Genomic DNA, 18,506 nt, shown 5'->3' on the forward strand with positions numbered 1-18,506 from the left:
GTCCGACCCCACGCGATGCCGCCACTTGTGGCTGCGGTCACTGTAACCCACATCCGACCGAGCCTCTTCACGCGATGGCGCTGACGCTCCGATCGGAAAACACCGTTCTTACCAAGCGGTAACTTTCCAGTGGGCTGAGAATACCCATAGAAACCGTCTCAAACAAAGTGCGAGCCGGCCGACCGGCATCCCGCCAGGTGACGCGGCCCACTGGGACTTTGGTCCCGGTTCGGACAAGGTCCTCATACCCGGCACGGCCACCGCAGAAGTAGGTGCCGATGCAAACGAGGCCCGCAGGGAAATCCCTGCGGGCCTCGTTGTCAGGCAGCCGTGAAGGCTGGACGTCGCCCTGAGGCGACCTATCTCACTTGAGCGAGATGGTGGCGCCGGCCTCTTCGAGCTTGGCCTTGGCAGCCTCGGCGTCGTCCTTGCTGACCTTCTCCAGGAGAGCCTTCGGAGCGCTCTCGACGAGGTCCTTGGCTTCCTTCAGGCCCAGGCCCGCGACGACCTCGCGGACGACCTTGATGACCTGGATCTTCTTGTCGCCGGCGCTCTCGAGCACGACGTCGAACTCGTCCTGCTCGGCAGCAGCCTCGGCGCCACCGGCAGCCGGGGCACCGGCAGCAGCGACGGCGACCGGAGCGGCAGCGGTGACCTCGAAGACCTCTTCGAACTTCTTCACGAAATCGCTGAGCTCCAGCAGGGTCAGTTCCTTGAACTGCTCGATGAGCTCGTCAGCGGTGAGCTTCGCCATGATGGCGTCCTTCCTATAAATCCCAGTACGGGAGGCCTGCGGTGCAGGCCGGGTCGATGATGCGGCTGGTTGTCCGGCCGCAATGGGGAGAGGTGAGGCCTAGGCGGCCTCGCCCTCCTTCTTCTCCTGCAGAGCCGCGGCGAGACGCGCGACCTGCGAGGCGGGCTGGTTGAACAGCCCGGCGGCCTTAGCCAAGTTGCCCTTCATGGCACCGGCGAGCTTGGCCAGGAGGACCTCACGGGTCTCCAGGTCGGCAATGGCCTCAACTTCGGCCACAGACAGCGCACGGCCGTCCATGTAACCGCCCTTGATGACCAGGGCCTTGTTGTCCTTGGCGAAGGTCTTGATGGCCTTCGCAGCCACAACCGGCTCACCTTCGATGAAGGCGATCGCGGTCGGACCGACGAACAGCTCGTCGAGCCCCTCCACGCCTGCCTCTGCGGCAGCACGCTTGACGAGGGTGTTCTTGGCGACGGAGTACGTTGCGCCGTCACCGAGCGAGCGGCGGAGTTCACCGATCTGCGGCACGGTCAGACCACGGTATTCCGTGATGACCGCTGCAGTGGAACCCTTGAACTGCTCAGTGATCTCAGCAACTGCTGCGACCTTTTCCTGCGTGGACATACTTCGCCTCCTCTCGTGTCTTTTCGTTGACACCGGCTACGGTGTCGCGACCCAGAAGCCGTCCGCGGCGGGCGGCGATCGTTTGACACCGGAGAAACACGAACGCCCCGTGCAGGAAGCACGGGGCGAAATTGCTCCACGGCGGGCCGCGGGGCGAAGTCTCCTCGTTCATCCTGCGTGGGCCGCCGAGTGAACTCGGGCCTTCGATCGGGATTCCTCCCGACAACCAACGGTCTCTGGTTGAACTGGATGCACCGAAGCGAACTCCGATGAACCGGCCTCTAGGCTAACGGTCATGGCCAGAGATGTCGAATCCACCGAGGTGGCCCCCTCCGACGATGCCGCCGCCGAGGCCGCCGCGCGCGTGCGCGCCGCCGTCGCCGCACTCCGCGCTCGGCACCTCCGGCCCATCGCCGGCGTCCTGCCGGGCACCCGGATCGGCGTCGCCTCGTGGCCGCGACCCGGGCGCCCGTGGTCCACGGAACGACTCACCGCGTCGTGGAACTACTGGTGGCAGGCGCACCTGGTGGACGTGCTGATCGACGCCGCAGTGCTCGGCGACCCCGCCGCCCCGCGCGAGGCACGAGCGGTGATCCGCGGCCTGCGGGTCCGGAACATCGGCCGCTGGCGCAACGCCTACTACGACGACATGGCGTGGCTGGCGATCGCCCTGGAACGGGCCCGACGCCGTCTCCCGCCGCCGGTCGGCCCGGACTGCCTGCGCGGCGGACTGACCACGCTCACCGACGTCCTCTACGACGCGTGGGATCCCGCGCACGGCGGCGGCATCCCGTGGCGCACCACGGACCTGTTCTTCAACGTCCCCGCCAACGGTCCGGCCGGCATCGTGTTGGCCCGCCGCGACCACGTGGCGCGCGCGGTGGCGACGGCGGACTGGATCCACCGCGAGTTCACACTGCCCAACGGGCTGATCGCCGACGGCTTCTGGGTGGAGGCCGACGGCGGACGCCGCACCGTCGACACCGCGTTCACCTACTGCCAGGGCGTGACCCTGGGCCTGGAACTGGAGTGCTTCCGCCGCACCGGCGGGGCGCGCCACTTCCAGCGACTCGAGGCACTGGTCGACGCAGTAGAACGGGAGATGACCCGCGACGGGGTGCTGATCGGGCACGGCGGAGGCGACGGCGGCCTGTTCAGCGGCATCGCCGCGCGCTACCTGGCGCTGGTCGCGACCGACCTGCCCGGCGCCTCCCGGGCGGCCGCCGCGCTGCGCTCCCGCGCCGGGAGGATCGTGCTCGCCAGCGCGGACGCCGCCTGGGCCCACCGCGCCGAGGTGGCCGGCCTGCCGCTGTTCGGCCCCGACTGGTCCACACCCGCCGTGGTGCCCGACGGCTCCGGATCCGGCGCGTCGTTCGTCGCCGGGGCGGTCCGCTCGTCGTCGACCCCGGAACAGGACCTTTCCGTCCAGCTCGCCGCCGCCATGGCACTGACAGCTGCCGCTTCGGTCACGCTGCGGTCACCCGAGCACACCGGTTCGGTGACCCCGAATGGCAATTAGGAACACGTTCATGCTTAATTGTTGTTAAGCGACCAGTGGGATGGATCACAGTGATTGTCCCGCACTCCGGCTTCACCGCGCGCGGTGAGAAGGGATGGACTAGTGAGCGTGCAGCTCGATTACGGCGTCGACGAGGCGCCCCGCTACCGAAATGCCGACGGCGGACACCAGGCCGCCGCCTGGCACGAGTCGGTGTACGGCCGCAAGCCGTATCCGCGCGTGCACATCACTCGTGACGTCACCATCACCATGACCGACGGCGTGCAACTGCGTGCCACCGTAATCCGGCCGGCCAACCGCCTCGGCCAGCCCACCAAGACCCCGTTCCCCGCGGTCCTCAACGTGAATCCGTACAACCGGGCACTGCTCGACGGCTTCGACCATCTGCTGCACGGCCCGGTGATCGGGCGCACGGTGAAGGCCGCTGCGAGCAAGATGACGCACGAGGAAGGCCCGCTGGTGGGCCTGGCCCGGATGACCCGCACCTTCGATCGCGGACTGTTCGACGTCTTCGGCGTCAACCGCAATCTGGTGCAGTCCGGCTACGTGCAGATCCTGGTCGATGTACGCGGCACCGGTGCCTCGCACGGCCGCTGGGAGATTCTCAGCGCCCGCGAACAGCAGGACTCGGTCGAGGTGATCGAGTGGATCGCGGAGCAGTCGTGGTGCGACGGCGCCGTCGGCATGGCCGGCTGGAGCTACTCGGCGATCAACTCCCTGCAGGCCGCCGCGCTGCGCCCACCGGCCCTGAAGGCGATCTTCGCCATCGAGGGCACCGACGATCTGGTGCGCGACATCTACATCACCGGCGGCATGCCGTCGGCCTTCATTCCGCTGTGGTTGGCCCTGGTCAACGGCATGAAGTGGCTGCCCAACCCGGCCACCATGCTCGCCGACACCCTGCGCGGCCAGCAGTACAAGTGGCTGCGCGACCGCCTCGCCAGCCCGGCCACGGAGATACCATCGCTGCTGTGGGGCTTCCTCACCGCGCGCGATCACCGCATCTTCGATCATCCCTACTTCGACGAGCGCTCCCCGGACATCGGCAACATCGAGGCCGCCACCTTCACCGTCGGCGGCTGGCACGATCTGTTCGGCCGCAGCGCCAGTCGGCTGTACCAGCAGCTCAACATGGAGCCCGGACGCAAGCAGATGCTGGTGGCCAACGGCTACCACCTCGACCCCGGCTGCGACCACGGCCGTCCCCACCAGCCGCCGCAGCTCGACGTCCTCGAACGCGCCTGGTTCGACCGCTGGCTCAAGGGCATCTCCAACGGCGTCGACGACTACGGTCCGGTGACCCTGGAGCAGCAGGGCGGCGACTGGTCGTGCGGCACGTCGTTCCCCCGCGCCGAGGTGCGGGCGCAGCGCCTGTTCCTCACCGAGGAGCCGTCCGGCACCGCTCCGCACGCTCGGCACGACGGTCGGCTGCACACCGCGCCGGCCTCGCGTCGTCGTTCGCTGCGGATCACACCCGACCTGCGCGGCATGGCCTCCCGCGACGCCGCACAGGTCTTCGCGGGCCTGCCGATCGTGTTCGGCCGCAAGTTCACCGAGGACGCCTCCTACCAGGAGCAGGGCGCCCTGAGCTTCACCAGCGCCCCGGTCACCGCGCCCACGCAGATCTCCGGCCAGATGAATCTGCGCCTGAACGTCTCGACCACCGCGCATGAAGGCATCTGGGCGGTCACCGTGAACGACGTCGCCCCCGACGGCACCTCCACGGTGCTGAGCAACGGCGCCCTGACCGCGTCGAACCGGGCGCTGGATCCGTCCCGCTCCACCTACGCCGACGGCGGCACCCTGGTCGACGCCGTGCACTACCTGTCCCGCGACCGCCGCCTGCCGGTGCCGCCGGACGAGCCGGTGCGCATCGACGTGGACCTGGTGCCCACCGACGCGGTCCTGAAGACCGGACATCGTCTCCGCATCGATGTATACGCGGCCAGCATGCCGCGCTACCTGACGATCGTGCCCGACCTGATCAAGGCACGCGGCCGCCGCCAGCAGCTGGTGCTCGACCCGAACAAGCCGAGCTACCTGACCTTCCTCACCGACGGCGACCTCGGGGTGGACCCGGTGCCGACCGCCTCGCAGCTGCACCCGATGGCCACGCTGTCGGCCGTCGACTGAGTCCTGACCCCTACGTGAGACCCGCGTCGCCGAGTAGGACCCGGTAGACCAGCGCGAACTCGGGTCCCAGGACGAGGCCGACGAGGTCGATCAGGGTGTGCGCGAACTCCGGGCCGTGCGCCGCTGCCCACGGATCGGCGAGGTGGTGCGCGCACTCGTGCAGCACCACCAGCTCGCGCAGCGCCCATCGACCGTCGGGCACCTCCGGGATCGCGATCTCGGCGCTGGCGAACTCGTAGTGCGCGGCCCCGGCGCCTTTGCGGCTGCGCACCCGGATCGGGCGGCGGGCGCCGGCGAAGCGTTCGCGGACCGCGGGCAGGGCCAGGACGTCGTCGACGTACCGCTGCACCGCGGCCACCGAACCGAAGCGGGCTTCGGCGCGCAACGTCAGGGTGGCGCCGGCCACCTGCACGGTGTGCGCGCGGCCGCCCGGCCGGTCTACGAGCGCGAAGATCAGGCGTTCGGTCTCGTAGAAGCGGGCGCGACGGCTGTCGCGGGTCATGGCTCCAGTGCGCCGCGCGGCGCCCCGAACTCCCGGTCGGCGCCGATCTTGGCACGACGACCGGCGTGGTCCCCGGCCCGCCGGGCCGCCGACGAATAGCCCGCGGTGGCGCGGCTCGGCCGCCAACTGCCGCGGGCGGTGGATTCGCGGCGGTGGAAGTCGGTCACCTCCAGCTCCTTGTTGCGCAGCGCGACGGCGGTGGACGTCGACGTCGAACCGGCGCTGCCCGCGTCCGCTTCGGCGCGCACGGCCTCGTCGCGCTGCTGATCGCGCGCCTCGAGCAGGCGGGCGCCGATGCGTTCGGCGAAGGCAGACTGGAAGTTCAGGCGCGCCGTGATCGGCGAGAGCGCCTTCTCCTCCACCACCCGGCGTCGCCACGGCCCGTAGTCGCGGGTCACCACCTGCTGCGCGGTCTCCTGCTTGTAGGCGCCCGACTTCAGGTAGGCGTCGCTGGCGGCCACCATCTGCACCACCAGGGAGGCGTACAGGGTCTCCACGGCGTCGATGTCGGCCTCGTAGCCGTAGGCGATCACGTAGGTCGAGTTCGACGCCACGTCGCAGGTCAGATCGTTGGCGCGGCCGATGTGGACGAACAGCTGCACGTAGGTGCGCAGGCCACGCTTGCCCGCGGTGCCGATGACTATCTGCCGACTCAGCGGGGTCTGCCGTTTCCGCAGGGCCGGGTCGTGGTCGCGGGCCACCGCCAGGTCGATCGACGACGCCGTGGCCAACCGTTGCGCCGCGGCGAGGAAGGCCTGCGCCTCGTGCTCGTTGTCGGTGCCCTCGGCCTGCCGGAGCAGCCCGCCGATCCGGGTCAGGAGCTTGTCGTCGCGCATGAGGCAAGGGTAGTCACCGTCCGTGACACCGCCCGTTCCCGCTGTCCACAGGCCTGCTTCCGCGAGCGGAGCTGTCCACAGACCGCACTCACAACCCGAATCGGCGTTGCATCCGCGCTAGGGTCTGCGCCGAGGCGCGCAGGCCGGCGCGCTCGTCGTCGGACAGGGTGATCGGGAGTCGGCGCCCGGCACCGGCCGCGTCGACCACCGTGGGCAGCGACAGGCAGACATCGCTCAGTCCGACCTCGTCGTCGTCGATCAGCGAGGACACCGGCAGGACCCGGTGTTCGTCGTCGAGCAGCGCCTCCACGATGCGCACCGCGGCCAGCCCGATGGCGTAGTTGGTGGCGCCCTTGCCCTCGATGATGCGATACGCCGAGCCGACCACGTCGTCGCGGATCCGGTCGCGTGCGGCGGCATCGAGCGCCGGGCGGCCGGGCAGCGGGGTCCAGTCCAGCAGCGGCACCCCGCCGATCGTGGCCGACGTCCAGAGCGGGATCTCGGTGTCGCCGTGTTCGCCGGCGATGTAGGCGTGCACATTCTGCACGGCCACGCCGCAGTGCTCCGACAGGAGGAAGCGCAGCCGCGAGGAGTCGAGCACGGTGCCGGAGCCGAACAGCTGACGCCGGGGCAGCCCGGTGAACCGGAGCGCCGCGTAGGTCACCACGTCCACCGGGTTGGTGACCATCACGTACCGGGCGTGCGGTGCCGCGTCGACGATCGGCGGTAGCGCCGTGCGGGTGAGCTCGATGGTGGCTTCGGCCAGTTCCAGCCGGGATTGGCCGGGCTTCTGCTTGGCCCCGGCGGTGAAGACGACGACGTCGGCGTCCGCGCAGATCTGCGGGTCCGCCGAGCCGAGCACGGTGGCCCGCGGTACGTATTCGAGGCCGTGCTGCAGATCAAGGACTTCGGCGGCCACTTTGCGCTCGTTGACGTCCATCAGCGCCACTGTCCGGGCGACGCCGCGGATCAGGACCGCGTAGGCGATGGAGGTGCCGACGGCACCCGCTCCGACGATCGCGATCTTGGCGCCGACAGGTTCCATGCCTGCAGACGGTAGCGACCCCGCGGCCCGCGCGCAGGGTCGCCGCTCAGAACAGGTAGAGCAGGCCCACGTAGGTCAGGGTCCCCAGGCCCACGCTGAGCAGGGTCCGTCGACCACAGGTCAGGTGCACCGCGACGGTCACCGCCACCGCGATCAGTACGGGCAGGACGCGGCCGTCGGCGTCGATCGAGGAGCGCAGGGTGGCGCCGGCCAGAATCGCCAGGATGCCGGCGGGCAGCGACGCAGCCATGGTGAGGACGAACCGCGACTGCCGCAGCGGCCGCAGCGCGGCGAACGGCAGGGCCCGGAGGGCGAAGGTGATCGCGAAGACGGTGATCAGCACCGCGACGAGATAGCCGGGATCGGGCATCGACATCAGGTATCGGCGCCCTTCCGCTTCCAGGCGTAGCGCGCCATCAGCAGCCCGACGAAGACCAGCAGCGCGGTGAACAGCAGCGCGCCCGGGGTCAGGACCATGGCGAGCGCGAAGGAGAGCGCGGCCAGCAGCAGCACCGGCACCTGGGCGCGGGTGCGACACGCGTCCAGTGTCAGGGTGATGAACAGGGCGCAGAGGGCGAACTCGAGGCCCTCGATGGGGCCGGGCAGCAGCGAGCCCACGGCCACCCCGAGAAGGCCGCCGCCGACCCAGTAGACCTGCAGGGCCACCTGCGCGGCGAGGAGTCGACGGTGCGTCCACGTGCCCGGATGCGCGGCGGTGATGGCGAAGGCCTCGTCGGTGAGCGCGTACATCGAGTACAACCGCGCCCACCAGCCGCGGACCACGTGCAGCGGGAAGGAGAAGGCGTAGAAGACGTGCCGGAAGTTCACGAAGAAGGTGGTCACCGCGATGGTGGCGATCGGCGTCGTCGCCGCGATCAGACCCACCAGCAGCAGTTCCAGCGACCCGGCGTACGCCAGGAACGACAGTGCCGGGGCCAGCCACCACGCCAGGCCCTGCTGCACCACGAGCAGGCCGAAAGCCATGCCGAGCGGGATCATGCCGAGCCCGGCGGGAAGCGACAGCCGCAGTCCGGTCAACACTTCCGCGGAGGCGGCGCCGTCGTCTTTCTCGATCCGCCCGCCGTCGTCCACCCTCCGATGATCACACGAACAGCCCCGTCGAACGAACCCACCGCTCCCCTCCGCTCCCCGCCCCGGCCGTGTCGCGACTCTGGTTACGCCTCGCGCGCGGAGCCCGGATGCGAGGCGCGAATAGGGTCGCGACACGCCCGACCAGGGAGGGGCGGCGGCGGGATGAAACGGCCCGCCACTTCGCAGTGGCGGGGCCGTTCGGCTGGTACTGGGATCAGGCCTGCGGCGCTTCGGTGAAGTTGCGCGAGACCGACGAGTCGACCTGGATGCCCGGGCCGGTGTTGCTCGAGATCGTCACCTTCTTGATGTAACGACCCTTGGCAGCGGACGGCTTCGCACGCATGATCTCGTCGTACGCGGCGCCGTAGTTCTCGGCCAGCTGCTCGGCGCTGAACGACGCCTTGCCGATGACGAAGTGCAGGTTGGCTGCCTTGTCGACGCGGAAGTTGATCTTGCCGCCCTTGATGTCGTTGACGGCCTTGGTCACGTCGGTGGTGACGGTGCCCGTCTTCGGGTTCGGCATCAGGCCGCGCGGTCCGAGGACACGCGCGATACGGCCGACCTTGGCCATCTGATCCGGGGTGGCGATCGCGGCGTCGAAATCGAGCCAGCCGCCCTGGATCTTCTCGATCAGGTCCTCGGCGCCCACTTCGTCGGCACCGGCGGCAGCGGCCTCAGTGGCCTTGTCGCCTGCGGCGAAGACGATGACACGCGCGGTCTTGCCGGTGCCGTTGGGCAGGTTGACGGTGCCGCGCACCATCTGATCGGCCTTACGGGGGTCGACGCCCAGGCGGACGGCCACCTCGATGGTCGAGTCGGTGTTCTTCGAGGAGGTCTCCTTCGCCAACCCGACGGCCTCCAGCGGGCTGTACAGGTTGTCGCGATCGACCTTCTCGGCGGCGGCCCGGTAGGCCTTGCTCTTCTTGCTCATGTGCTCTGTTCCTTCTTCAAGATCCGCTGTCGGATCTCAAGTGAGTGGTTAGTGGGCCGAGCGCGGCCCTCCCACGGGTGGTTTTCGACAAGCTCGAACGATCGAGCTCACCGTCTCCGGGCTGAATCAGCCTTCGACGGTGATGCCCATCGAGCGCGCGGTGCCGGCGATGATCTTCGCGGCGGCGTCGATGTCGTTGGCGTTCAGGTCCTCGGCCTTGGTCTTGGCGATTTCCTTGACCTGGTCCATGCTGACCTTGCCGACCTTGTTGATATGCGGCTCGCCGGAGCCCTTCTGCAGGCCTGCGGCCTTCAGCAGCAGCTTCGCGGCGGGAGGAGTCTTCAGCTTGAAATCGAACGAGCGGTCTTCGTACACGAAGATCTCGACCGGAATCACATTGCCACGCTGCGACTCGGTCGCCGCGTTGTAGGCCTTGCAGAACTCCATGATGTTCACGCCGTGCTGACCAAGCGCGGGACCCACGGGCGGCGCCGGGTTGGCCTGGCCCGCCTGGATCTGGAGCTTGATGATCCCGGCGATCTTCTTCTTCTTGGGAGGCATCTCAGTTTGTCCTTTGTATCTTCACTCTCCGCGCACGCTGGATACGCGGAAGTCTCTATGGGTGGGGCGGCCCGGGGGCTACAGCTTCTCCACCTGGTTGAAGCCGAGCTCGACCGGGGTCTCGCGACCGAAGATCGAGACCAGCACCTTGACCTTGCGCTGCTCGGTGTTGACCTCGCTGATCGACGCGGGCAGCGTCGCGAACGGGCCGTCCATGACGGTGACCGATTCGCCGACCTCGAAGTCGACCTCGACGAGGTTCGACGCGGCGGCAGCAGCGGCTTCCACGCTCTCGCCCACGGCGGCGGCGGCCTTGGCGGCAGCAGCCTTGCGGACCTCGGCGCGCGGCACCAGGAACTGCAGCACTTCCTTGATCGACAGGGAAGTCGGCGTGGTGTTGTTCATGCTCAGGAAGCCCGTCACGCCGGGGGTGTTGCGCACTGCGCCCCACGCCGCGTCGTTGAGTTCCATGCGCACCAGGATGTAGCCCGGCAGCACCTTGCGGTTGACCTTCTTCTGCTGGCCGTTCTTGATCTCGGTGACCTCTTCGGACGGCACGACGACCTCGAAGATGTAGTCGCCCACATCGAGGTTCTGCACGCGCGTCTCGAGGTTGGCCTTCACCTTGTTCTCGTAGCCGGCGTAGGAGTGGATCACGTACCAGTCGCCGGGCTGACGACGCAGCTCGCGCTTCTTGGCCTCGATCGGGTCCTCTTCGACCTCGTCGGCGACAGCCTCGTCGGTGACGGCCTCATCGGCAACGGCTTCGTCGGCGGGGGCCTCGGGAGCGGCGGCGTCGATCGACGCCGACTCTGCGGCCTCGGCCGTAGCCTCCACCGCCGCGTCGCCGGTCTCCGGCGATTCGATCTCGTTCTCCGGGGTGCTCATTCGCGCCCACGCTCCTTCATTGCCCGATGTGTTACTTCTCGTCGGCCGGCCTCACGACCGGCCCGTTCCGTCAGCCGAAGACCAACAGCGTCAGCTTCGCGAACCCGATGTCCATGCCGAAGATCGCGGCGGTCACTGCCGCCACGAAGACCAGCACGCCGATGGAGTAGACGATCATCTCGCGCCGCGTGGGCCAGATGACCTTCTTCATCTCGGTCACGACCTGGCGCAGGAAGACCCAGATCCGCACGAACGGATTGCGGCTGGCCGCGTTGGCGCCCTCTTCGTCGGTCGGGTCGACGACGCCGACCGTGCCCGGCTTCGAGTCGCCGGACGCCGTCCGACGCTCGCGCGCACGACGCTTGCCCTGCGGCCGCATCTCGTCGGCCTCGATGACGTCGACGTCGATACCGGTGTCGGCGTCGTCGCCGGTCGTCAGCTCCGAATCATCATTCGGAGCCTTACGGTCGCGCTTGGCCACCTATCCACCGATCCCTTCGTCTACCTCATCCCCCGGCCGGGGAACGGTCCCGGAACGCTGACGTTCCGGGACGTCGGGTGCAGGGGCGACAGGACTTGAACCTGCAACCTGCGGTTTTGGAGACCGCTGCTCTGCCAGTTGAGCTACGCCCCTTTGAGTCGGCCGAGACCGACTCTGCTCGAGCCTTACAACACCAACGCGCCACCCTTCGGGTAGCGCGCAAGTCTGAAGTAAACCTTCGACTTTCCTAGTGTAGAGCACGCGACCCTGACAGCCCAAACCGGTGGGTGTCCGCGCCGACACTGCTCTCCCGTCGCGCTGTATTCAGTTGAACTGCACGACGACGTTGGCACGACCGAAGATCTTGCGACCGTCCTGCTTGGCGGTCAGCGCGATGGTGCCGCGCCGCGTCTGCGGGTCCAGCGACTTCACTTTACCGGTGAAGTCGACCTTGGCGCTGGCGTCGGCCGGCACGTAGACCGGGCTGGTGAAGCGCACGTTGTACTCGCAGAAGGCCGCCGGGTCGCCGACGAACTCCGAGACGTACGTGGCGCCCAGGCCCATGGTCTGCATGCCGTGCGCCACCACCCCGTCCATCCCGTCGGCCGCGGCGATGACGTGGTCGGAGAAGTGGATGGGGTTCGGGTCGCCCGCGACGCCGGCGTAGTTGCTCAGGTTGCCGCGGGTGAGTTCGAAGGTCTTCGGCGGCAGTTCCTGGCCGACGGTCAGGGTGTCGAAGTCGACGGCGGCGTAGGCGCCGGGACGCTCGGTCGGGTCGGCCTGGTTCTGCTGCGCCTCGCGGTGCACCGTCTTGCCCGGGTCGCCGACGGCGTCGACCTTCATCATCACGTGGTCGAGCGAGTCGGCGAGCTCCTCGGGCACCTTCATGCCGGGCCGGGCCGCGATCGACGTGTAGGTGGTCATCACCGGCTCGTCGTGCTGGTTCCAGATGATGTTCTTGGTGACCAGCAGGTCGATGGCTTCGGGGCTGCTGATGTGCCGGAACGACTCCAGGGAGACGTCGCAGATCAGCTGGTCGCCGACCTTCATCGGCTGGTGGTACACCAGACGCTGATCGGTCTGCATGATCTGCCACAGGTCGTAGCCGGTGACCACTTCGTCGAACAGCTTGGCCTGCGCGGTGATGCCGAGCACCGAGACGAAGGTGGGGTGCGCGACGAGGCCGTCGTGGCCGTACTCCGCGGCGCCGGCTTCGCTCCAGTGCGTCGGATGGGCGTCCTGCACGGCGCGGGCGTGCTTGCGCACCTCTTCGCGACCGACCTCGTAGTAGTCGTCGACGGTGTAGTGGTGGCCGACGACCGACGCCGTGTGCTCGGCGATCTGCTCGACGGTCAGGTCGGGCTTGTCGTTCTGCTGCATCATCATGGTTTTCTCCCTCCGCGCGCGGCGGTGAATCTTCGGCCGATTCTGCGCCGATCCGCGCAGACCAACCAAATCGAGCGGGCCACCTCACACTGTGAGGTGGCCCGCTCGCTTGAAGCTTTTCGAACGCTTAGCGCGATTCCTTGTGAGCCTGGTGGGTTCCGCAGTTGGGGCAGAACTTCTTGAGCTCCAGGCGATCGGGGTCGTTGCGCCGGTTCTTCTTGGTGATGTAGTTGCGGTGCTTGCACACCTCGCAGGCCAAGGTGATCTTCGGCCGCACGTCAGTTGAGGAAGCCATTTCCTTGCCTTCTTTCGCGTCTTACTTATCGTCTTCGGCGCCTGGCGTTCCCGCCGCGGGCGGGCTCGCGGTGAGCGGCCGAGTTGTGTAGCGGTGGGGGGACTCGATCCCCCGACCTCACGATTATGAGTCGTGCGCTCTAACCAGCTGAGCTACACCGCCCTGTCAGATCGAACCACCCGTGCGGGTCGTCCTCACCAAGCGAGCCCCCTGACGGAATCGAACCGTCGACCTTTTCCTTACCATGGAAACGCTCTGCCGACTGAGCTAAGGGGGCGTTTTCCGCTCCGCTCCGGTTTCCCGGAGTGGCGCAGAAGCCTTCACGAGATTACACACACCGCCTTTGGAAGACCAAAACCGCTGGTCAGAACCGAATTCCGTGTTCATATTCTCGTAGTGGCAGATGTAGGATTCGAACCTACGTAGCTTTCGCGACGGATTTACAATCCGCTCCCATTGGCCGCTCGGGCAATCTGCCGTGTCACCGTGAAGGCAACGGGAATTAGAATACAACGGGATCGGGTGGTCTACGCAAACCGGCAGGTCAGCGTCCCGCTCCCGACCCCCATGCCCTACCCTGGTGCCATGGCTGATTCTTCATTTGACGTGGTGAGCAAGGTCGACCGCCAGGAGGTCGACAACGCCCTCAACATGGCCGCCAAGGAGTTGTCGCAGCGCTACGACTTCCGCGGCACCAACACCGGCATCGACTGGTCGGGCGAGGAGAAGATCGTGATCTCCTCCGACGCCGAGGAGCGCGCCCTGGCCGGCCTCGAGGTGTTCCGGGAGAAGTTGATCCGGCGCGACATCTCGCTGAAGGCCTTCGAGGCCGGCGACCCGGTCGGCTCCGGCAAGGTCTTCAAGATCACCGGCGAGATCGTGCAGGGCATCGATTCCGAGCACGCCAAGAAGATCTCCAAGAAGATCCGCGACGAGGGCCCCAAGGGCGTCAAGGCGCAGATCCAGGGCGACGAGCTGCGTGTCTCGTCGAAGAAGCGCGACGACCTGCAGGCCGTCATCTCGCTCCTCAAGGGCGAGGACTTCGGCATCGCGCTGCAGTTCGTGAACTACCGCTAGTCCGAACTCCCCGTTCCCGCGAGACGACTGCGTTCCCGCGGGCCTGATAGCGGCCCGCGGGAACGGAGTCCTCTCGCGGGAGCGGGAAGCTCTCGCGGGAGCGGGGGGCGTCGTGGGGGACGACGGCGCCCGGGTCAGGCCATGTCGGCCAGGGCGGTGCGCAGGTCGCGCTTGAGGAGCTTGCCGACCGGGTTGCGGGGCAGCTCGGGCAGCACCTCCATGCTCTCGGGGAGCTTGTACGACGCGATGTGGCGATCGCGGAGGAAGTCGGTGATCTCCTCCAGCGTCACCTCGGCGTCCGGGGCCAGCGCGAGCACCACGTGCACCCGCTCCCCCATCACCTCGCAGGGGCGGCCGATCACGGCGGCCTCGACCACCGCGGGGTGATCGCCCAGCATGCCCTCGATCTCGGCGGGGGCGATGTTCATGCCGCCGCGCACGATCAGGTCCTTGGCCCGGTCGACGTAGTGCAGGTACTGGTCCTTGTCGCCGGCGATCTGGAAGATCTCCCCGGTGCGCAGGTAGCCCTCGTCGTCGAACGGGTTGGCCAGCGTCTCGCCGTTGAGGTACCCGGCGAAGACCATCGGTCCGTCGATGTACAGCTCGCCCGGGCGGCCCGGCTCGGTGATGACCTCGCCGGTCTCCTCGTCGATCAGCTTGAGGGAGATCCAGGTGCTCACCCGGGACGCCCACTCGACGCCGGGGGTGCCGTAGCGCGGGAAGTACATGGCGCGATTGACCGGGTCCGGGAAGTCCTCCGGGCTCGACAGCAGACCGATGCCTTCGTTGGAGCCGAAGAAGTTGATCACCGAGATGCCCATGTCCTCCTGCCAGCCGCGGACGGTGACCGGCTGCAGCGGGGCCGAGCCGGAGCCGACACGGGTGAGGCTGGACAGGTCGATCTGGCCGCGGAGGGCCTCGTTGCGCAGCAGCATCAGCAGCAGCGCGGGCGGCGCGACCGTGTAGGTGACGCGCTCGGTGGCGATCTGGCCGAAGAAGGTCGGGGCGTCGAACGGGTGGTGCTGCACCAGGCGGGCGCCGGTGCGCAGCCACGGCAGGAGCTTGCCGACGAAGGCCGCCATGTTGATCATCGGGAACGGGTTGAGCAGCACGTCGTCGCCGGTCAGGCGCGGTGCGTCGACGCCGGCCCAGGTGAACGACAGCCAGTCGTAGTGCGCGCGCGGCACACCCTTGGGTGCGCTCTCGGTGCCCGACGTCCAGCAGATGGTCATCGGGTGGTTGGGATCGGCGGCGTAGCCGTGCGCGGCGACCGCGGCGCGGTCGGCGTCGGTGGCTTCGGCCGACACCAGGGCGAGCACGCCGTCGACCGGTTCGCCCACCGGTGCCGAGGTCAGCGTGGCGATGGTGCGCAGGGTGGGCAGGCGATCGGCGAACGCGGCGGTCTCGGCGGCCGTCGGGCGGCCCGCGAACTCGGGCACGGTGACGAGCGCGCTGAAGCCGGCGGCGGTGCCCATGCCGACCAGTTCGTGCTCGCGGTACTGCATGGCCAGCGGCGAGACGACGGCGCCGATGCGCCAGGCCGCCAGGTACAGCTCCACCAGTTCCACGCCGTTGGGCATCTGGACGCCGATCACGTCGCCGGTGGCCACGCCTGCCTCGAGCAGGCGGGCCGCCAGCGCGGTGACCTCGTCGTCGACCTGCGCCCAGGTGAGGCGACGGGCCGGGAGGCCGACGAGGTCTTGGTTGTTGGCCGGATCGACGAGCGCGATCTTGTCCGGGGTCTCGGCGACGCGGTCGCGGAAGAGCTGGTCGGCGGTCTCGTCGGTCCAGGCGCCCATGGCGCGGAACCGTTCGATCTTCTCCGGCGAGTAGAGGCCGGCGGCGAAATCAAGCATGTGCGCTTCCTTCCAGGGAGCGGTACGGGGTGAGTCGGGTGGCGGCCTGCTGGTATTGCTCGGCCAGTTGGTCGACGATGTCGCCGACGGGTGCGATTGCGGTGACGGAGCCGACGCCTTGTCCGGCGGCCCACAGGTCCTTCCAGCGACGCACCGCGTCGCCGCCGGCCTGGTAATTACGGTCGGGCTGAACGCTGTTCAGCGTGTCCGGGTCGATGCCGTGCGCGATGAGGCTCGGGCGCAGCCACGACGCCGGGGTGCCGGTGATGCCGGCGCTGACGATGAGGTCCTCGATGTCGGAGTCGACCACCATGCGCTTGTAGTCGGCCACGGCCAGGCTCTCCTCCGAGGCCAGGAACGACGTCCCCATGTAGACCAGGTCGGCGCCCGCGGCGACCGCTCCGGCGACGCCGTAGCCGTCGGAGATGCCGCCGCCGATGATGAGCAGACCGTCGAAGAACTCGCGGACCGCCGCGGTGAACGCGAACGGGCTCAGCATGCCGGTGTGGCCGCCCGCACCGGCCGAGATGCAGGCCAGCCCGTCGACACCGGCTTCGGCGGCCTTGCGGGCCATCTTCAGGTCGGCGACGTCGGCGATCACCGCGCCGCCGTAGGCGTGCACGGCCTCCATCACCGGCTTGGGCGAGCCGAGCGCGGTGACCACCACGGGCGGCTGGTACTTCGCGACCAGCGCGAGGTCCTCGGCGAGGCGCGCGTTGGTGCGGTGCGTCACCAGGTTCACCGCCCACGGGAGGGTGCGGCCGTCCGCGGTGGCGAGGCCCTCGGTGATGGCGATCAGCCACTGCTCGAGGTCCTCGACGGTGCGGCAGTTCTGCGTCGGGAAGGCGCCGAGGATCCCGGCGCGGCCCGCGGCGATGACCATCTCCGGGCCGGACACCAGGAACATCGGCGCGGCCATCACCGGCAGGGACAGTTCGTTCAGAATGTCGCGCATCAGCCGACCTCCACCGCGTCGCCGGCGTTCTCCGCGGTGCGCCAGCGGCGCAGCTCCGAGCCGGGGGCCCAGGTGGAGTGGGTGCCCGACGACACGCGCTCGGGCAGGCGGACGCGGCAGACCGGACCGTCGGCGAGGCGGGCGGCGTCCATGACCACGGCGTACGAGGCGTCGTCGTTCAGGTCGGTGGTGATGGTGACCAGGTAGGCCTCGTCCTCGGCGGCGGAGCCGACCTTGGGCGCGACGCTGGTCTCGCTGGCGAAGACGCCGTCGCCGAAGGAGTAGTGCTCCTCGGCGCCGGTGTGCAGGTCGTGGCGGACCAGGCCGTCGAACAGGAACCAGTCCGGCTTGCCGGTGGCCGCGTAGGCGTACCGGTAGTCGGTGGTCAGGTAGTCGTTGTTCATCATGCCGAACTCGCTGATGGTGTCGGTGAGCGATTCCTCGCGGACCGCGCCGGTCACCATGTTGAAGCGCCAGCGGTGCAGGCGGGTCTTCATCCGGTTGAGCGCGAGGAAGCGGAACGGGCGCAGCGCCTTGGGCAGGTGCGCGGACTCCTCGGCGCTGGGGTCGGGGTCGTGCTGGAAGAAGCCGTCGAGGACCACTTCGTCGCCGTCTTCGAAGGCGTTGGTGAAGTGCAGGACGTAGGTGGGGTCGGCCTCGAACCAGCGGATCTGCGACGGGTCACCGCGGCGCGGCAGGATGCCGAAGCGCGACGGCAGGTCGTGCAGCTTGGGCACGTGGTGGCCGGCCTTGAGCAGTTCCGCGTCCCAGAACAGCGGGAAGTCGTTGAAGATCGCGTAGTTCTCGGTGAACGCCATGTCGTGCGGCAGGCGGGCGCCGGGCAGCTCGATCGGCACGTAGTGCGCCAGCTCGTTGTTCGCGTCGACGACGCCGTAGTGCATGTACGGCGCGTCCTTGCCGTAGTTGAAGAAGAGCAGCTCGCCGGTGCGGTCGTCGTTCTTCGGGTGCGCGGAGACGCCGAGCGCGGTGGGGAAAGCGCCGTTGAAGTCGGCGCGGCCGAGGGCGTCACCGGTCAGCGGGTCCAGGCGGTACAGGTCGCCGCACTGGTAGAAGCTGGTCAGCGCCTCGCCGCGGAACACCGTCACGTCGGTGCTCGAGGAGTCCTTGAGGAATCCGCGCGCACCGACGCCGTCGGTGCGGTCGGAGATCGACGGCGACTCGGCGATACCGGCCCACAGCGAACGTCCGGCTTCCTGCTCGGCGGCCAGGCCGTCGGTGCGGACGAAGCGGTTGCGGTAGAACGCCTTACCGTCGCGGAAGCCGACCATGTGCACCATGCCGTCACCGTCGAACGGGTGGTACTGGTGGATCGGCATGTGCAGCGGATTCTCGGTGTTGCGCAGGTACACGCCGTCGAGGTCGGCGGGGATCTGGCCCTCGACGACGGTCAGGTCGTCGGCGTTCCATTCGGCCTGCTGCGGGCGCCACGCACCCGAGCGGTAGGGGTGGTCGTCGTCGGCGGGGATGGTGGTGATCATCCGTTCCACCAGGTCCACACTGGTCACCATGGTCTTGTCCTTACTGTTCGTGTGAAGTCGGGAGGTCGTGCG

Annotated in this window: 19 protein-coding genes and 4 tRNA genes; 3 read left to right on the forward strand and 20 right to left on the reverse strand. The window is 68.5% G+C overall.

The window, feature by feature from the left end; translation table 11 throughout:
- Nucleotides 1-364: 364 nt before the first annotated feature.
- Together rplL and rplJ are read right to left on the reverse strand one after the other, a co-directional pair.
- A complete protein-coding gene (gene rplL / locus MUG78_RS03365) occupies nucleotides 365-754 on the reverse strand; it encodes a 50S ribosomal protein L7/L12 (protein WP_246992193.1) in 390 nt (129 codons plus the stop codon).
- Nucleotides 755-853: 99 nt separating this feature from the next.
- Nucleotides 854-1,378 carry a 50S ribosomal protein L10 gene (rplJ, locus tag MUG78_RS03370; protein ID WP_246992194.1) on the reverse strand — a complete coding sequence of 175 codons (525 nt, stop codon included), beginning with the start codon at nucleotides 1,376-1,378 and terminating at the stop codon, nucleotides 854-856.
- A gap of 295 nt (nucleotides 1,379-1,673) precedes the next feature.
- On the opposite strand from rplJ, the gene MUG78_RS03375 reads away from it, so the two are divergent.
- The gene (locus MUG78_RS03375) at nucleotides 1,674-2,897 is read left to right on the forward strand and encodes a glycoside hydrolase family 76 protein (protein WP_246992195.1); all 1,224 of its coding nucleotides are present in this window, start codon (nucleotides 1,674-1,676) and stop codon (nucleotides 2,895-2,897) included.
- A 102-nt stretch (nucleotides 2,898-2,999) separates the two neighbouring features.
- On the forward strand, nucleotides 3,000-5,030 hold the full coding sequence (locus MUG78_RS03380) for a CocE/NonD family hydrolase (RefSeq protein ID WP_246992196.1): 2,031 nt from the start codon (nucleotides 3,000-3,002) through the stop codon (nucleotides 5,028-5,030).
- A 10-nt stretch (nucleotides 5,031-5,040) separates the two neighbouring features.
- Here MUG78_RS03380 and MUG78_RS03385 read toward each other — a convergent pair whose 3' ends face one another.
- The 15 genes from MUG78_RS03385 to MUG78_RS03455 all read right to left on the reverse strand — a co-directional run bounded on the left by MUG78_RS03385 (nucleotide 5,041) and on the right by MUG78_RS03455 (nucleotide 13,525).
- Complete coding sequence (locus tag MUG78_RS03385; protein ID WP_246992198.1) at nucleotides 5,041-5,532, reverse strand: TIGR04338 family metallohydrolase; 492 nt, start codon at nucleotides 5,530-5,532, stop codon at nucleotides 5,041-5,043.
- Complete coding sequence (locus tag MUG78_RS03390; protein ID WP_246992200.1) at nucleotides 5,529-6,368, reverse strand: DUF2786 domain-containing protein; 840 nt, start codon at nucleotides 6,366-6,368, stop codon at nucleotides 5,529-5,531. Before MUG78_RS03390 ends, MUG78_RS03385 begins: the two co-directional genes overlap by 4 nt.
- 88 nt (nucleotides 6,369-6,456) lie before the next feature.
- Entirely contained in the window at nucleotides 6,457-7,413 is a 957-nt protein-coding gene (locus tag MUG78_RS03395) for an L-lactate dehydrogenase (protein WP_246992202.1), read from the reverse strand.
- Between the two features lie 46 nt (nucleotides 7,414-7,459).
- Nucleotides 7,460-7,789, reverse strand: a complete 330-nt coding sequence (locus MUG78_RS03400) for a branched-chain amino acid transporter permease (protein WP_281499777.1) — start codon at nucleotides 7,787-7,789, stop codon at nucleotides 7,460-7,462.
- Nucleotides 7,789-8,505 carry an AzlC family ABC transporter permease gene (locus tag MUG78_RS03405; RefSeq protein ID WP_246992204.1) on the reverse strand — a complete coding sequence of 239 codons (717 nt, stop codon included), beginning with the start codon at nucleotides 8,503-8,505 and terminating at the stop codon, nucleotides 7,789-7,791. Before MUG78_RS03405 ends, MUG78_RS03400 begins: the two co-directional genes overlap by 1 nt.
- Before the next feature lie 214 nt (nucleotides 8,506-8,719).
- Entirely contained in the window at nucleotides 8,720-9,436 is a 717-nt protein-coding gene (rplA, locus tag MUG78_RS03410; RefSeq protein ID WP_246992206.1) for a 50S ribosomal protein L1, read from the reverse strand.
- Nucleotides 9,437-9,562: 126 nt separating this feature from the next.
- The gene (rplK, locus tag MUG78_RS03415) at nucleotides 9,563-9,997 is read right to left on the reverse strand and encodes a 50S ribosomal protein L11 (RefSeq protein ID WP_246992208.1); all 435 of its coding nucleotides are present in this window, start codon (nucleotides 9,995-9,997) and stop codon (nucleotides 9,563-9,565) included.
- 78 nt (nucleotides 9,998-10,075) lie between these two features.
- The gene (gene nusG, locus MUG78_RS03420; RefSeq protein ID WP_246992210.1) at nucleotides 10,076-10,885 is read right to left on the reverse strand and encodes a transcription termination/antitermination protein NusG; all 810 of its coding nucleotides are present in this window, start codon (nucleotides 10,883-10,885) and stop codon (nucleotides 10,076-10,078) included.
- Nucleotides 10,886-10,955: 70 nt separating this feature from the next.
- A complete protein-coding gene (gene secE / locus MUG78_RS03425; RefSeq protein ID WP_246992212.1) occupies nucleotides 10,956-11,366 on the reverse strand; it encodes a preprotein translocase subunit SecE in 411 nt (136 codons plus the stop codon).
- Between the two features lie 80 nt (nucleotides 11,367-11,446).
- Nucleotides 11,447-11,519 (reverse strand) — tRNA-Trp (locus MUG78_RS03430).
- 171 nt (nucleotides 11,520-11,690) lie between these two features.
- Complete coding sequence (locus tag MUG78_RS03435; RefSeq protein WP_246992214.1) at nucleotides 11,691-12,752, reverse strand: fused (3R)-hydroxyacyl-ACP dehydratase subunits HadA/HadB; 1,062 nt, start codon at nucleotides 12,750-12,752, stop codon at nucleotides 11,691-11,693.
- Nucleotides 12,753-12,879: 127 nt separating this feature from the next.
- Nucleotides 12,880-13,047, reverse strand: coding sequence for a 50S ribosomal protein L33 (gene rpmG / locus MUG78_RS03440; RefSeq protein ID WP_246992217.1), 168 nt, complete (start codon nucleotides 13,045-13,047; stop codon nucleotides 12,880-12,882).
- Nucleotides 13,048-13,135: 88 nt separating this feature from the next.
- Nucleotides 13,136-13,209: transfer RNA gene (locus MUG78_RS03445), tRNA-Met, on the reverse strand.
- 42 nt (nucleotides 13,210-13,251) lie between these two features.
- Nucleotides 13,252-13,324, reverse strand: a tRNA-Thr gene (locus MUG78_RS03450).
- Between the two features lie 120 nt (nucleotides 13,325-13,444).
- Nucleotides 13,445-13,525, reverse strand: a tRNA-Tyr gene (locus MUG78_RS03455).
- A gap of 107 nt (nucleotides 13,526-13,632) precedes the next feature.
- On the opposite strand from MUG78_RS03455, the gene MUG78_RS03460 reads away from it, so the two are divergent.
- The gene (locus MUG78_RS03460; protein WP_246992219.1) at nucleotides 13,633-14,124 is read left to right on the forward strand and encodes a YajQ family cyclic di-GMP-binding protein; all 492 of its coding nucleotides are present in this window, start codon (nucleotides 13,633-13,635) and stop codon (nucleotides 14,122-14,124) included.
- Nucleotides 14,125-14,258: 134 nt separating this feature from the next.
- Here MUG78_RS03460 and MUG78_RS03465 read toward each other — a convergent pair whose 3' ends face one another.
- The 3 genes from MUG78_RS03465 to MUG78_RS03475 are packed head-to-tail and all read right to left on the reverse strand — an operon-like array spanning nucleotide 14,259 to nucleotide 18,464.
- The gene (locus MUG78_RS03465; protein ID WP_246992221.1) at nucleotides 14,259-15,980 is read right to left on the reverse strand and encodes a class I adenylate-forming enzyme family protein; all 1,722 of its coding nucleotides are present in this window, start codon (nucleotides 15,978-15,980) and stop codon (nucleotides 14,259-14,261) included.
- Complete coding sequence (locus MUG78_RS03470; RefSeq protein ID WP_246992223.1) at nucleotides 15,973-16,935, reverse strand: NAD(P)H-dependent flavin oxidoreductase; 963 nt, start codon at nucleotides 16,933-16,935, stop codon at nucleotides 15,973-15,975. The genes MUG78_RS03465 and MUG78_RS03470 overlap by 8 nt, the downstream gene beginning before the upstream one ends.
- Complete coding sequence (locus MUG78_RS03475; RefSeq protein WP_246992225.1) at nucleotides 16,935-18,464, reverse strand: carotenoid oxygenase family protein; 1,530 nt, start codon at nucleotides 18,462-18,464, stop codon at nucleotides 16,935-16,937. The genes MUG78_RS03470 and MUG78_RS03475 overlap by 1 nt, the downstream gene beginning before the upstream one ends.
- Nucleotides 18,465-18,506: the final 42 nt, after the last annotated feature.

The organism is Gordonia alkaliphila (assembly GCF_023017165.1).
Taxonomy (GTDB): Bacteria; Actinomycetota; Actinomycetes; order Mycobacteriales; family Mycobacteriaceae; genus Gordonia; species Gordonia alkaliphila.

Coding starts and splice junctions, on each gene's coding strand:
- rplL (WP_246992193.1), bottom strand. CDS start 754: ATGGCGAAGCTCACCGCTGACGAGCTCATCGAGCAGTTCAAGGAACTG.
- rplJ (WP_246992194.1), bottom strand. CDS start 1,378: ATGTCCACGCAGGAAAAGGTCGCAGCAGTTGCTGAGATCACTGAGCAG.
- MUG78_RS03375 (WP_246992195.1), top strand. CDS start 1,674: ATGGCCAGAGATGTCGAATCCACCGAGGTGGCCCCCTCCGACGATGCC.
- MUG78_RS03385 (WP_246992198.1), bottom strand. CDS start 5,532: ATGACCCGCGACAGCCGTCGCGCCCGCTTCTACGAGACCGAACGCCTG.
- MUG78_RS03390 (WP_246992200.1), bottom strand. CDS start 6,368: ATGCGCGACGACAAGCTCCTGACCCGGATCGGCGGGCTGCTCCGGCAG.
- MUG78_RS03395 (WP_246992202.1), bottom strand. CDS start 7,413: ATGGAACCTGTCGGCGCCAAGATCGCGATCGTCGGAGCGGGTGCCGTC.
- MUG78_RS03400 (WP_281499777.1), bottom strand. CDS start 7,789: ATGTCGATGCCCGATCCCGGCTATCTCGTCGCGGTGCTGATCACCGTC.
- rplA (WP_246992206.1), bottom strand. CDS start 9,436: ATGAGCAAGAAGAGCAAGGCCTACCGGGCCGCCGCCGAGAAGGTCGAT.
- rplK (WP_246992208.1), bottom strand. CDS start 9,997: ATGCCTCCCAAGAAGAAGAAGATCGCCGGGATCATCAAGCTCCAGATC.
- nusG (WP_246992210.1), bottom strand. CDS start 10,885: ATGAGCACCCCGGAGAACGAGATCGAATCGCCGGAGACCGGCGACGCG.
- MUG78_RS03435 (WP_246992214.1), bottom strand. CDS start 12,752: ATGATGATGCAGCAGAACGACAAGCCCGACCTGACCGTCGAGCAGATC.
- rpmG (WP_246992217.1), bottom strand. CDS start 13,047: ATGGCTTCCTCAACTGACGTGCGGCCGAAGATCACCTTGGCCTGCGAG.
- MUG78_RS03460 (WP_246992219.1), top strand. CDS start 13,633: ATGGCTGATTCTTCATTTGACGTGGTGAGCAAGGTCGACCGCCAGGAG.
- MUG78_RS03465 (WP_246992221.1), bottom strand. CDS start 15,980: ATGCTTGATTTCGCCGCCGGCCTCTACTCGCCGGAGAAGATCGAACGG.
- MUG78_RS03470 (WP_246992223.1), bottom strand. CDS start 16,935: ATGCGCGACATTCTGAACGAACTGTCCCTGCCGGTGATGGCCGCGCCG.
- MUG78_RS03475 (WP_246992225.1), bottom strand. CDS start 18,464: ATGGTGACCAGTGTGGACCTGGTGGAACGGATGATCACCACCATCCCC.